The 14,091-nt window shown below is 33.9% G+C and carries 11 protein-coding genes; 1 reads left to right on the forward strand and 10 read right to left on the reverse strand.

What is annotated here, in order from left to right; translation table 11 throughout:
- Positions 1-161, forward strand: a 161-nt coding sequence (locus RH915_RS11530) for an IS3 family transposase (RefSeq protein ID WP_442985506.1), incomplete at its 5' end; no start/stop codon positions are given.
- Positions 162-283: 122 nt separating this feature from the next.
- Here the strand turns inward: RH915_RS11530 and RH915_RS11040 are convergent.
- The 10 genes from RH915_RS11040 to RH915_RS11085 all read right to left on the reverse strand — a co-directional run bounded on the left by RH915_RS11040 (position 284) and on the right by RH915_RS11085 (position 14,009).
- Positions 284-412, reverse strand: coding sequence for a hypothetical protein (locus tag RH915_RS11040; protein ID WP_310480051.1), 129 nt, complete (start codon positions 410-412; stop codon positions 284-286).
- A 196-nt stretch (positions 413-608) separates the two neighbouring features.
- Entirely contained in the window at positions 609-2,168 is a 1,560-nt protein-coding gene (locus RH915_RS11045) for a UvrD-helicase domain-containing protein (protein WP_310480054.1), read from the reverse strand.
- Positions 2,159-3,913 carry an ATP-dependent nuclease gene (locus RH915_RS11050; protein ID WP_310480055.1) on the reverse strand — a complete coding sequence of 585 codons (1,755 nt, stop codon included), beginning with the start codon at positions 3,911-3,913 and terminating at the stop codon, positions 2,159-2,161. The genes RH915_RS11045 and RH915_RS11050 overlap by 10 nt, the downstream gene beginning before the upstream one ends.
- 147 nt (positions 3,914-4,060) lie before the next feature.
- Positions 4,061-4,348: a tyrosine-type recombinase/integrase gene (locus RH915_RS11055; protein ID WP_310480057.1), complete on the reverse strand. Its 288-nt coding sequence runs from the start codon at positions 4,346-4,348 to the stop codon at positions 4,061-4,063.
- A gap of 666 nt (positions 4,349-5,014) precedes the next feature.
- A complete protein-coding gene (gene rlmD / locus RH915_RS11060; protein ID WP_310480061.1) occupies positions 5,015-6,367 on the reverse strand; it encodes a 23S rRNA (uracil(1939)-C(5))-methyltransferase RlmD in 1,353 nt (450 codons plus the stop codon).
- 575 nt (positions 6,368-6,942) lie between these two features.
- Complete coding sequence (locus RH915_RS11065; RefSeq protein WP_310480063.1) at positions 6,943-7,338, reverse strand: FxsA family protein; 396 nt, start codon at positions 7,336-7,338, stop codon at positions 6,943-6,945.
- Positions 7,339-7,555: 217 nt separating this feature from the next.
- Positions 7,556-9,310 (reverse strand): pyruvate kinase, encoded by a 1,755-nt coding sequence (gene pyk, locus RH915_RS11070; RefSeq protein WP_310480064.1) that lies wholly within the window; start codon positions 9,308-9,310, stop codon positions 7,556-7,558.
- 37 nt (positions 9,311-9,347) lie between these two features.
- On the reverse strand, positions 9,348-10,307 hold the full coding sequence (pfkA, locus tag RH915_RS11075; RefSeq protein WP_310480065.1) for a 6-phosphofructokinase: 960 nt from the start codon (positions 10,305-10,307) through the stop codon (positions 9,348-9,350).
- Between the two features lie 14 nt (positions 10,308-10,321).
- Positions 10,322-10,513, reverse strand: a complete 192-nt coding sequence (locus tag RH915_RS11080; RefSeq protein WP_310480066.1) for a putative signal transducing protein — start codon at positions 10,511-10,513, stop codon at positions 10,322-10,324.
- Positions 10,514-10,553: 40 nt separating this feature from the next.
- Positions 10,554-14,009: a DNA polymerase III subunit alpha gene (locus RH915_RS11085; RefSeq protein WP_310480068.1), complete on the reverse strand. Its 3,456-nt coding sequence runs from the start codon at positions 14,007-14,009 to the stop codon at positions 10,554-10,556.
- Positions 14,010-14,091: the final 82 nt, after the last annotated feature.

Below are 14,091 nucleotides of genomic sequence, written 5' to 3' on the forward strand. Positions count from 1 at the left end.
AATGCGAAGAATTATATCTACACAATAGAGAATTATCTGATGTTAATGAAGTAAAAGATTTAGTTAATAACTACTTAGATTACTACAATAATTATAGACCTCAAAAACGATTAGGTGGATTACCTCCACAAAAACATACAGGTATAAATGCGGCATCTTAGTTAAGGAACAGTAATGCTCAAATTGAGCATTGTTATAGTAGGGACAGTTAGGATCAAGAGCGTTAAATCTGGTCTTTTTCGAGACCTTTAAAAATTATAGTGCCAGAAAAAAATCACATTATTTAACCGTACCCAAGGTGTAACCTAAAATGGGTCTTGACCACACCGTCCCCTTTTGTTTTGAAATCTATTCTGAAATTTGAATCATATTGAGGATTTTTTTGCAGTAATTCATTATAAATTTTCAACATGTTTACCCTCCTCTAATATAGAAACCTAGCAGTTATGTCACCTAACGTTTTCGTATCTCCGACGCTCCTGAACTGGACCCACGAAGCCCTTCTTCCTTGGCGGTGCTTGCACCCAGTGAAGGGGTGTGCGTAGCGAATGGAGATATATTGTTAGGTGATGTTGGCAACGGAAGTATCCATGGTAATTTATTAAAAGCTACTTGATAACCTTTATAACATTTTCAATCTCAATATCAAAACCTAATCTAGAAGTACTTAATACCGCATGATTGATATACCCCAAGTATCTTCTTTTGATGTATTCATTTTCTGCCAAAATCAAAAGCCTTTCTTCTGGTCTTGAAACAGCTACATAGTGAAGGAACTTTATATCAGGCCTCCCAAAATCATAATTTCCTGCATTTATTATAACCTGATTGAATTCTAATCCCTTTGAGGAATGAATCGTCCCTGATGTTAGCTTGTATCTATCTTGGTTATATGTCGCTACATACTGCTCATCTATTACAACATCATATAACAGCTCAACTTCATATTTTATTTTTTCAGTTACTATATCGTACCCCAAATAGTTATATAAACTATAACAATAACCATAAAAAACCTCATTTTGTTCAATACTGTCCTTAATAATATTCAATTTCGTTTTTAGCATAAATACTCTAAAGTCATCTGGTATTGGTATTTCATCTCTAAAATCGTACTCACTATACCTATGCTTTAATATAAAGTTCGCTATACCTCTAGCTATCCAAATATGCTCACTCTCCATAGTTGCATAATCTAGAGGTGAACTCGGAATATAAACAAAATCAAGTCCTGTAGCATTAAGTCTTTCGCACCATGATTTCGCATCATCATTACTAAAATTTAACATTGCACATTTCTCATCTAAATTGAGCCATTCTTTAATATAGTAAGAGGCATCATCTTTATCAGTATACCTGTGCAGGATTACTTCATTATTAAAATCTATTGGTTGATAATATTCTCTTACCGAATCCATAAATATGTTGGAGTAGTTCTGAATTGCTTTGTTAGAGCGAAAGTTATGTCTTAACTCAAATCTTGTAAATCCTTCTTTCTCAAACAATCCAGTAAAGCCCCTACTGTATGCACCTCTCCAACCATATATCGACTGTTTTGCATCACCAACAATGAATAGCGGAATCTCAAGTACGTCACATAAATACATAAAAAACTTATGCATATCAATATCACTATCTTGGTATTCATCTATATATATTCTGTAGTACTTTGCTTTCATAAATCTTCTAGCTGAATGAGAATTCTTCAGTATCTCCAACGCTAACTGAAAAGCGAAGTTCTTCGTATTGTCATTATATTTACACATCAACTGTGTGTTTTGAATCTTTTCAACTCCTTCATTAAAGTCACTAATCTGATTCTCATTGCTGAAGTCAGGTTTAATATCTCTTTTGAAATCAGTGCCATAGATATCATACATAAATGGTTGAATAATCTCTGACCAAACAAAATTATCACTGGTTCCAACAAATCCATCTCCACAATTCGGTCCAAGTCTATTTAAAATTTCTTTAGCTGCTTTTCTGGTAAAAGTTATCGCTGCAAAAGTTTGAAAGGTCTTATTCTCCTTTGAGTCTCTTTTGATTCTCAATACCGTTGTATATGTCTTACCTGTCCCAGCACTAGCACTGATAACAACATTCCCTTCTTGAGTCAGGACTTGTTCTCTAATATCATTATCTATTGGCAACATAAGATCTATTGGCAACATAAGCTCACCAACTCTCTAATGCATTCAAAGCGGTCATGGTTATAAATAACATCGATATCATTAATGTTCATATATTTGCACAATCCAATCATATGCTTCATTTTAGCTTCTTGAAGGTAATCAACACCATTCTTTGAACTATTATTATCACTCGCAAAATCATCCATCAGTTCTTGGATTGCTTCATATAAATCATTTTCTAGGTCAATTCTAGATAAATAGATATTACTCATTATTAAGTCATCAATTTCCTCTGAATAATGGTCATCATATATTTCTCGCTTAACATCTTTTCGATATTCTTCTTCAGCTTCATATTCATCTACATCATTTATTTGAAGATTATCTACTGAATCTTCAGAGATTAGAGATAAACAACGGTTCACCCCAAGTAAATTGACATCACCTCTTGATTTGTTAAATCGCAAATCATTATCAGTGCGAACGATAACCTCAATTCCTAAACAGGTTAAAATATTATAGTATTCACTAAAGTTAATGCCATCTACCTCAAGGATATACCCCCCAAGACTTTCATATCTTTGACATTTATCGTGTAGTACTCTCTCAAATAGGATCTTTTTAGATGGTCCTTCGACTAGCAAAACAACATCTGCATATATGGCTTCAGCCAAATTCTGATTTAGTTTCTGCTTCAGTGTCTTATACTCTTCAGGAACTATATAAGTATGAGATTTTCCAATTACTAAACAGTCTTTAAATAGCTTAATCAATTTTACTTCATCCATCTGACTCACAATAAGAGATGAGTGTGTAGTCATAAATAAGTACTTAAATACTTCATCTGAAAAAATCTGATAAGATAGTGCAATCTGCATTGACCTATGCAAATGATTTTCAATTTCCTCAATTAAAAAGATGTTTATTTTCTCTTCTTCTTGCCTTCTGTTTTCTAGAGTTAATAAAGTATATGCTAATATCTTCTTTCTACCATCACCTGCTGTTGGGTATGTTTCACATACTTCATTCAAAATATATGGAGTTAGTTTACTATGTAAGTTACTTACTTCAATCTCTGATTTAATAGTTACGTTAAATCCTTGTTCATCCCTAAATTTTTTATATTCCTCAACTATCTCTTGTTCAAAAGTCTTAATTGCAGATAAATCACCCACACTATCATTGAGTTCTTCTATTTTAGTTGTTAAATCTTCTCTTTCTTCGTCAGTTAAACTAGATTCTTTCTTGAATATTTCTTTTGAATATTTCTTGAAAGTGCTTTCAAGCTGAATGGACGAATCAATATAGACTACATTAATGTGTTTGTCCAATTCAAAATACTGTTGTTTACTTGGAATATCTTCCAAATTGTCCAAATCAATTCCCCAGAACAGATTGGGCTCTCCCACTAATCTCTTTTTGTCATAGGTAGCATTTAATTGAATGAATACAACCTCAGCATCTGATGTAATTGCACCTTTCATCATCTTGAATATTTTCTTATTATCAGAGTCATCTTCATTATCATCAATTTGAATTGTAAGTGTTATACTAATTTCTTTTGAAGTATCCTTGTTATAATAATCAGAGTCTATAAATCCATCTCTTCTATAGTTTCTGTCAAGTAAATATCTTAACGCTGCCAAAAAATTGCTCTTTCCTATATCATTTAAGCCAAAAATTATGTTACGATTAGTTAAATCAATATCTACTTCTTTAAAATTCCTAAAATTTTTGATGGTTAAATGTTTAAATATCATCATGCTCCTCCTCTTTGTCATCCTTTTTGTATAATATCTTTATATAGAACCATATAACTTGTGGATATTTAGCACTAGTTGCCAATTTCGTCTAACTCCTTTATTTACGTAAACCCTCAGTAATACTTAGAAATGAGAAGGATATACGAACAGTTTCAGGAATCCACCCTAAAGCTGGTCTAACGGATTCGTAATCTTCTCCAAAGACTGTACGGAAACATGGGTGTAAATCTCCGTAGTCTTACTACTCTTATGTCCAAGTAACTCCTGAATAAAGCGCAAATCTACCCCGGCTTCCAACATATGCGTAGCATAGGAATGTCTAAGACTGTGAAAGGATAAATTCTTCTTTATCCCTACTGCCTCTACAGCATTATTAAATACGGTTTGTATTTTATTAATCCTTCTTATGGGGAATATGTACCAGATAGTTGTTATGGTAAGTATAGTGTTCATTTCTCATGGAAGAACCATCTCGTTATCCCAAAATTTTGAAAATTTAAGTCTATTGTACCATTAGATCCCTTATGTTTTCAATCAAAATCCCCTAAACTTATCGTCTAGGGGAACATATATTACTCTTTTATTTTTATCTAAAACCTTCCACATCAGTGATTCCAATCTATTCATTATCTATCAACACACATCACTCAGTCGTAGAATGTTTCCAATCGAACTACGCTTCACTCGTGCTCTTTGATATTCCTGACATGAGACGTATATTAGCTCGTCCAACGACAAAGGAGTTGTTGACGAACTTATGCAAGGAAATCTCAAATCTTTGATTTGTTGATTTCTACTGCCATCTACTTCCTCAGTCGTTTCACTCCTTCACAAGTAGTGTTACGGTTCCACCGTCGTTTTCTAGCCAATCGCAATTTTACTCTTGGGGAAACTTGGCATGAGACGTATATTAGCTCGTCCAACGACAAAGGAGTTGTTGACGAACTTATGCACGGAAATCTCAAATCTTTGATTTGTTGATTTCTACTGCCATCTACTTCTTCAGTCGTTTCACTCCTTCACAAGTAGTGTTACGGTTCCGCCGTCGTTTTCTAGCCAATCGCAATTTTGCTCTTGGGAAAACTTGGCATGAGACGTACATCTACTTCCTCAGTCGTTTCACTCCTTCACAAGTAGTGTTACGGCTTCAACATGAGCTGTATGGGGAAACATATCTACTGGTTGTACTTCTACTGTTTTGTATCCTTTTTCTTCTAGGTAGGCTAGGTCTCTTGCTAGGGTTGAGGGGTTGCAGGAGACGTAGACGATTTTATTTGGTGCCATGTTTACAATGGTTTCTAGTACGGTTTCTTCGCACCCTTTTCTTGGTGGGTCTACAACGACAACGTCTGCTGTTTTGTTTTGTTTATATAATTTTGGTACGACTTCTTCTGCTTTTCCTACGAAAAATTCTGCATTGTCAATGTTGTTGATTCTTGCATTTTCTTTTGCGTCTTCTATTGCTGCGTTAACGACTTCTACTCCGTAGACTTTTTTTGCTTTTTTCGCTAGAAATAAGGAGATGGTACCGATACCGCAGTATATGTCAAAAACGTTTTCTTCTCCGTTTAAATCTGCATATTCTAAGGCTTTTTCGTAAAGCACTTTTGTTTGTACTGGATTAACTTGATAGAAGGAATGGGCAGATATATTAAACTTCAGATCACCTATGTAATCCACAATTTTGTCTTCTCCGTATATGGTATTACTCTCTTTTCCGAAAATCACATTTGTATTTTTATCGTTAATGTTATGTACGATGCTTTTAAGACCTTCTACTTTTTTTACTAAAGCTTCTACAAGGGCTTCTTTATTTGGTAAGCTTTTTTCGTTTGTAATTAATACGACCATTACTTCTCCGGTTGTAAATCCAACTTTTGTTACAACATGGCGTAGTAGTCCTTTTTTTGTTTTTTCATTATATACGGTTACGTTATTTTTTTCTATGTAATCTTTTATAACTTCTGTAACTGTTGTATTGATTGGTGATTGTATATGGCAGTAGTCAGTATCTACAATGTCATGGCTACCTTTTTTATAAAAGCCTAGTATGGCTTTGCCTGCTTGGATTCCTATAGGAAACTGGGCCTTATTTCGGTACTCGTATGGATTTTCCATACCTAAGGTTGGGTGAACTTTTGTTTCTATTTTTCCTATTCTTGATAGGGTTTGTTCTACACGTTTTGTTTTTATATCTAGCTGACCTTGGTAGTTCATATGCATGATTTGGCATCCACCACAAATAGATGCTTTTGGGCATGCTGGTTCTATTCGGGTTGTAGATGGATTGATGATTTTTACAATTTGACCTATGGCGTACTTTTTCTTTAAGGTAGCTATTTTTACTAATAACTGATCTCCGGGCAATCCACCCTCTACAAAAACTGTAAATCCATCTATCTTACCTACACCTTCACCACTATGGCCTAAGTCTTCTACTGTCAACTCATATTGTTTATTTAATTCTAGCATTTTTTAAGCTCCTTTTTTGATTCTTTTGTCGAATGGTTTCTTTTACTCTTTATTTTACACTAAATGCAGGTTATTTTGGTAGCTTTTGATGAACGATTTTTATTTACCTTATATATTTGCTCCCGTATAATGAATGTAAATATTTAGTTAGGACATGCTTAAAGGAGTTGATTAGATGCCTCATCGAGCTGCTATTAAAAATCTTTTAATATTACTTATTATTTGTTTTGCTGCTACGGGTATGCCTGTTTTTGCTTATTCTTTTTTATTAAACTAGTTTTTTTATTTTTTACTACTTACGAAACATTCGAAGTAGTAAATAAGGCTAGAAATATAGTTTTGTATGGGTTTACGATTAACTATACCTTCGTTATAAGGATAGTTGTAAGGTAAATTTACTTTTAACATACCTTATGGATTGCAAAGGATGTTTTTATTACTGTATTTAGTTCTGAGATAAGCAAAAAAAAAAGGAGCACCAACTTCGTGCTCAACAGAATAGAATCAGTTACCTCTTAGACTATTTAAGAAATAATCATTTGAGAATTATTAACTATATTATCATATATTATACATTATTTTCTAAAATAGAATGAGATTGTACCTTTTTCTATCATATTTTTTAATTTATTTTTAATTGTTTCTTTTAGTAGGCTTCTTGTGTGAGGTAATACTAAAGTAAATCCGGCTATGTCTGTTAATAGTCCTGGTGTTAGGAGTAGTGCGCCTCCAATTATGACACACAGTCCATTTATTAATTCATCTCCGGGTACTCTACCACCACCGATTTCTAACTTAATTCGTTGTAGGATTCCTCGTCCTTCTTTTTTTGATAGGTAGGCACCGAGAATACCTGTAACTATTACAATACCAATGGTATACCATAATCCAATATGTTGTCCTAAATTAAGTAGGATCACTAACTCTAAAATTGGTACAACTGTAAATAGTAGTATTAGTTTAAATAACATGAGATCACCTCAATCTCTTTATTCTTTTTATAAGATACTTTTAAGAGACGTTTTTATATGCATTTTTTTAAAAAAAGAGTTTGCTTACGCAAACTCAACAGTAAATATTATATAAGAAAAAGGGGAGATTATTTCTTATGTTTTATTATATGTTAAAGGATGCCATGTTGTGTTAGATACAAGTTAAATTTTTTGAAAAAAAGTTTAAACCTTTTTTCTACATTACTCGCGTTTTACCACTGTAAATTAGGCCGCTTTTGGAATCTACTGTAATAATATCCCCAGTAGCTATTTTTTTCATTGCGTTTTCTGCCCCAACTATCGTTGGTATGCCAAGGTTTAAACCTACAATAGCGCCGTGACTTGTAAGTCCTCCTTCTTCTGTTATAATTGCTCCTGCTTGCTCTACTATATCTATTAGTTCTTTTGATGTTGCATGGGTGATTAATATGTCTCCTTCTTCAAATCCCTTTGGATTATTATTTGAATAGTCTACCACAAATGCTCTACCTGTATGTGCCCCTTTTCCTATTCCTGCTCCTGATAATAAAACATCTCCTACAATATGAACTTTAAGTAAATTTGTTGTTCCTGATATTCCTACTGGTACCCCTGCTGTTATGACAACGAGATCGCCTTTTTTTATAAGATCTTTCTCTAAAGATTTTTTTACAGACATATTAATAACATCATCTGTTGTGTTTAAATGCTGGGTTAAAATACTTTCTACACCCCATACTAAGCTAAGTCTGCGACGAACTGTCTCTTGAGCTGTTGTTGCGATAATTGGTGCTTGTGGTCTAAACTTAGAAACCATTCTTGCTGTATATCCCGAGGATGTTGCAGTTATAATAGCTGATGCTGATAAGTCAAGGGCTGTACTGCAGGTTGCATAGCTCATCCCATCGGTTACGGTTGTTTCTTTATCGATTACTTTGTGCCTTAAAAGGCCTCTGTAATCTATTGCTAATTCTGTCCTTTTTGCTATGTCCGACATCGTCTGTACTGCTTGAGCTGGATATTTTCCTGATGCAGTTTCACCCGACAGCATAATTGCATCTGTTCCATCTAAAATTGCATTCGCGATGTCTGTAACTTCTGCACGAGTTGGTCTTGGATTTCTGATCATTGAATCTAGCATTTGTGTTGCTGTAATAACGGGTTTACCTACTCTATTACATTGTTTAATAATTTCCTTTTGTACTAAGGGAACTTCTTCTGTTGCGATTTCTACGCCTAAGTCCCCCCGCGCAACCATTACGCCATCGGATATTTCTATAATCTCCTCTAAATTATCTACGCCTTCCTCATTTTCAATTTTTGAAATGATTTGTATATGCTCTGCATGGTTATCTTCAAGGAGTTTTCTTATTTCGAGTACATCTGAAGCTTTACGCACAAATGATGCGGCTATAAAATCTATATTCATTCGTATACCAAATTTAATGTCTAAAATATCTTTTTCCGTTAGTGCAGGTAAATTTATTTTTACCCCTGGTACATTAACGCCTTTATGGTCTTTTATGATGCCTCCATTTAGCACTTTACATATTATATCTGTATCTTTAATCTCTTCAATTTCAAGTTCGACCAGACCATCATCTATTAAAATCTTATCTCCCAATTCAACGTCTTTTGGTAGCCCTTCGTAGGATATATGTAAGATATTTTCATCTCCAACAATTTGTTTTGTTGTTAATGTAATTTTGTTTCCTTCTTCTAGATGTATTTCTTCTTTATCAATTTTCCCTGTCCTAATTTCAGGGCCTTTTGTATCTAGCAATATTGCTACAGGTACATTGAGTTCTTCTCTTACTTCTTTTATTGTATTCATCGTATTTTCGTGACTTTGGTGGTCTCCATGGGAAAAGTTTAACCTTGCTACATTTAATCCATTTTTGACTAATTTTCTAAATGTTTCTTTTGTATTGCTAGCTGGTCCTATGGTGCAAACAATTTTTGTTTTTCTCATAATGATCACTCCTTCCTCTACCAATACTTTGTAAAAACTAAATGGAAAGTACATTAGCAAGATCGTAAATATTTTTATCAAATTTACTTTTTTGGCTTAATGCTTCTTCTATATTTATGTTTATGATTTCTTTTCCTTTTGAACCTAGAACTTGATTCCCAATTCCTATTTGGAGCAATTCAACTGCTTTTGCACCCATTTTACTTGCTATAATTCGATCGTTAGCAGTTGGTGTTCCACCCCTTTGGATATGACCTAATATTGTTGCTCTTGTTTCGACACCGGTTTTTTCTTCTATTTTTTTGCTTATGTCGATGCCATCACCGGCTCCTTCGGCTAGTATTATAATACTATGTCGCTTTCCTCTATTTCTACCAGCTATTATTTTTCTACAAACTTTATCTAAATCAAAGGCAACTTCAGGTAAAATAATACTTTCTGCTCCTCCTGCTAAACCTGCGTATAATGCGATATCACCACAATTTCTTCCCATTACTTCAATTATATTGGCTCTATCGTGGGAGGTTGATGTATCTCTTATTTTTGAAATTGCATCTAGAACAGTATGGACAGCTGTGTCAAATCCGATGGTATAGTCTGTATAATTTAAATCATTGTCAATTGTTGCAGGAATTCCTATGGTTGGTATGCCTAATTTACTTAGTTTCTCAGCACCTTTAAATGAGCCGTCACCACCTATGACAACCATTCCTTCTATACCAAGAACTTTTAGTGTATTAATGGCCTGTAGTCGTCCTTTTTCTGTTTTAAATTCTTCACTTCTTGCGGTTCCAAGGATTGTTCCACCGCGATGAATAATGTCTGCCACTGATGAAAGGTTCATCTCCACATATTGAGGATTAATTAAACCATCATATCCTCTTTTAATTCCAATGATCTGACACTTATTGTATATACCACTCCGTACTACTGCTCTAATGGCTGCGTTCATTCCTGGAGCATCGCCTCCACTTGTGAGTACCCCTATCTTTTTCAATAGTCTACCCCCTTTTAATATCCACTCTGCATTAATATACTATAAGCTTCCTCGACCTCTGATTCTGTTACAAGTACTTCACAAGTACCGTGAATATTTTTTTTGCCTACTGGCCTAATTCGAACTAAAAAACCTTCTTGTTCTAATATGTTTTTTATTTGATCTGCATCTTGGCGTGTGCTTGCCATATACACAACAGTCCACATATGCTTTCCTCCCTAAAAGTTGAAAAATACAAATTTATCCCTAACAAACTTCTATATTTTCTTTTCCAAAAGTAGATTCTAAATCTGATAATAAGTGATCATTTAAGGTCACCCATAAATCTCTGTGCGCCCTAAATTTCTTATCTGTACTTTCGATATATACATAAATAGGTACGTTACCACTATTTTCTCTAAGAATTGGCTTGATTCCTTCTAATAATTTTAGATCTTTTTGTTCTTTTATTTTTATATATAATTTTGTCATCTGTTTTTTTACTAATGGGCTAATTCTATTTACTAAAACCTTTGCCTCGTCATCTTCTTTAAGATTTATTGTTCCCTCTACAATAATCATATAATCTTCATCAATAGAGGAACTATGTTTTTCAAAGGTTTTTGGAAACACAATACATTCTACTGTACCAAATAAATCTTCAACTTTTATAAAGGCCATTAACTGATTATGCTTTGTAGTTTTTGTTACTTTTTCTATAACTATTCCGCCAATTTTTATTCTTTGTCCATCTTTAATTCTGGATTCATGAGGGTTTTCCATAGCTTCTAAAATATCTTGACTGTTACTTAATCTCTGTAGTTCTTTCTGAAATTGGGATAAAGGATGTCCACTTATATAAATACCTACCACTTCTTTTTCCATATTTAACTTTAATTTTTCGTTAAACTCTTCGATTTGAGGTAAAGATTCTCTCGTTGATACAGGTGTATCACTAAATCCTTGATCAAAAAAACCTATTTGGCCTTGTATATTTTTCTTTTTATCCTGGGCTGTACTGTCGAGCACCTTTTCAAAAACAGATATTAATTGAGATCGATAAGCACCTAAACAGTCAAATGCTCCACTTTTTATTAAACTTTCTACGGCTCGCTTATTTAAATCCCTTGATTCTACCCTTCTACAAAAATCAGAAAAACTGTCAAATGTTCCTCCATTTTTTCGTGCTTTTACAATTGCTTCAATCATATTTACCCCTACGTTTTTTACTGCGGCTAAACCAAAACGTATTTTTCCATTCTCAACAGTAAATTTACTAAAACTATTGTTTATATTGGGAGGTAATACTTCCACTTTCATTTTTTTACAATCTTGAATATATAAGGCTATTTTAGATGCATTTTGCATAACACTTGTCATTAATGCTGCCATAAACTCAACAGGATAGTATGTTTTTAAATATGCGGTTTGGTATCCTAAAACTGCATAGGCTGCAGCATGGGATTTATTAAAGGCGTAATTTGCAAAATCAATCATTTGGTCATAAATTTCATTTGCAGCTTTTTCTGGAACACCATTACGTACACAACCAGCAATCTCAATATTTCCCGATTCATCTTTCTTTCCATATATAAAGTTTTGTCTTTCTTCTTCCATCACGTCCATCTTTTTCTTACTCATGGCACGCCTTACTAAATCACTTCGGCCATAACTATACCCAGCTAAGTCCCTAACTACCTGCATAACCTGCTCCTGATACACTAAACACCCGTAGGTAACATCAAGTATGGGTTCTAATTGTTCATGCAAGTATTTAATATTTGAAGGGTTGTTTTTATTTTCAATATATTTAGGGATCGAATCCATCGGGCCTGGTCTATAAAGGGAAATACCCGCGATAATATCTTCAAAACAGTTAGGTTTCAACTCTTTCATAAATTGTATCATTCCAGCACTTTCAAGCTGGAATACACCCAAAGTTTCTCCTCTACTAATTAACTCATATACCTTTGGATCATCATACGTTAAAGTGGATAAATCTATTTGTGTCCCGTAATTTTCTTTAATCGATTCAATTGCATCTTGAATAACCGTTAAAGTCCGCAACCCTAAAAAGTCCATTTTTAATAGGCCTAGTTCTTCTAAAGTTCCCATGGTAAATTGGGTGGTAATACTATCATCATGCATATAAAGAGGCACATGCTCATCTAAGGTCCTTTTGGATATAACAACACCAGCAGCGTGTGTAGATGCATGTCTTGGTACGCCCTCCAGTTTTTTTGCCATATCTATTAAATAATGTGCTTTGTCATCTTCTTTATAAAGTTTCCTAAACTGAGGGTTTACTTCAATCGCCTTATCTATGGTCATTCCAAGAGCAAATGGGACCTGCTTTGCAACATAATCCACTTCATTATAGGGCATGTTTATAACCCGTCCAACATCCCGAATCGACCCTCTTGCAGCCATTGTTCCAAATGTAATAATTTGTGCTACTTTTTCTTCTCCGTACTTATCCTTTACATAATTAATGACCTCTTCTCTACGTTCATAACAAAAATCAATATCTATATCCGGCATAGATACCCTTTCTGGGTTTAGGAATCGTTCGAAGATCAAATTATATTTAATTGGGTCAATATCTGTAATCCCTAGTGTATAGGCCACAATACTTCCAGCTGCACTTCCTCGTCCAGGCCCTACTGCAATATTATTGTCTTTTGCGTACTTTATAAAATCCCAGACAATTAAAAAGTATTCTTCATAACCCATTTGACTAATCACATCTAGTTCATAATTTAGTCTTTCTTTTAATTCATCTGTAATATTAGCATAACGATTCTTTAGTCCTTCAAAGCATAACTTTTTTAGATATTCCTTTGGCGTACCTCCATTAGGTGCCTCATACTCAGGTAAATGGATTTTATCAAAATCAAAGTCAACCTGACACACTGCTGCTATTTTAGAAGTATTTTCTAAAGCTTCTGGTACATGAGAGAAAAGTTTATGCATTTCTTCTTCTGACTTTAAGTAAAAAGCATCGTTAGGAAATTTCATTCTTTCCGTGTCTTGCATTGTTTTACCCGTTTGTATACATAAAAGTATTTCGTGTGCCTCTGCATCTTCTTTTTTTACATAGTGTACATCGTTTGTGGCCACTAGGGGGATTCCCGTTTCATGACTCATTCGTATCAGTTGTTGATTTACTATTTTTTGTTCTTTTAAACCATGATCTTGAAGCTCTAAATAAAAATTTTCTTTCCCATATATACCTTCTAATGCTAATGCTTTTTCTTTTGCCTTTTCATAGCTACCTTGCAGAATAAGTTGTTGTATATCCCCAGCTAAACATGCACTCAAAGCAATTAAGCCATCACTATATTTTTCAAGAAGATCGTAATCAACTCTCGGTTTATAGTAAAAACCGTGAATATAACTATTTGAAACTAAGTGCATGAGATTTTCATACCCTGTCATATTTTTTGCTAATAACACAAGGTGTCCTTGATTTTTATCTTTAACAGAATCCTTATCCTTCATCCCTCTTGGAGCTGTATAAACTTCGCAACCAATGATCGGCTTGATGCCTTTTTTTATGGCTTTTTTATAGAATTCAATAACACCAAACATACTCCCATGATCGGTGATTGCAATAGATGTCATTCCTAGTTCTCTTGCTTGTTCTAAAACATTATTTATTCGTGCAAAACCATCTAGCAGGCTATATTCTGTATGTAAATGTAAATGTGTAAAGTTAGACATATTAATCCTCCCTATATAATCTTGTTTTTTCTTACATTTACTCTTGTTTTCTTAGTTTTTTAAACTTGTTTTATTAACTTTA

Source organism: Serpentinicella sp. ANB-PHB4, assembly GCF_031432315.1.
GTDB lineage: Bacteria > Bacillota > Clostridia > Peptostreptococcales > Natronincolaceae > Serpentinicella.

Bases quoted from the DNA above. Each gene is read 5' to 3' on its own strand.
- RH915_RS11040 (WP_310480051.1), bottom strand. From the start codon at position 412: ATGTTGAAAATTTATAATGAATTACTGCAAAAAAATCCTCAATATGAT.
- RH915_RS11050 (WP_310480055.1), bottom strand. From the start codon at position 3,913: ATGACAAAGAGGAGGAGCATGATGATATTTAAACATTTAACCATCAAA.
- RH915_RS11055 (WP_310480057.1), bottom strand. From the start codon at position 4,348: ATGAACACTATACTTACCATAACAACTATCTGGTACATATTCCCCATA.
- rlmD (WP_310480061.1), bottom strand. From the start codon at position 6,367: ATGCTAGAATTAAATAAACAATATGAGTTGACAGTAGAAGACTTAGGC.
- RH915_RS11065 (WP_310480063.1), bottom strand. From the start codon at position 7,338: ATGTTATTTAAACTAATACTACTATTTACAGTTGTACCAATTTTAGAG.
- pyk (WP_310480064.1), bottom strand. From the start codon at position 9,310: ATGAGAAAAACAAAAATTGTTTGCACCATAGGACCAGCTAGCAATACA.
- RH915_RS11080 (WP_310480066.1), bottom strand. From the start codon at position 10,513: ATGTGGACTGTTGTGTATATGGCAAGCACACGCCAAGATGCAGATCAA.
- RH915_RS11085 (WP_310480068.1), bottom strand. From the start codon at position 14,009: ATGTCTAACTTTACACATTTACATTTACATACAGAATATAGCCTGCTA.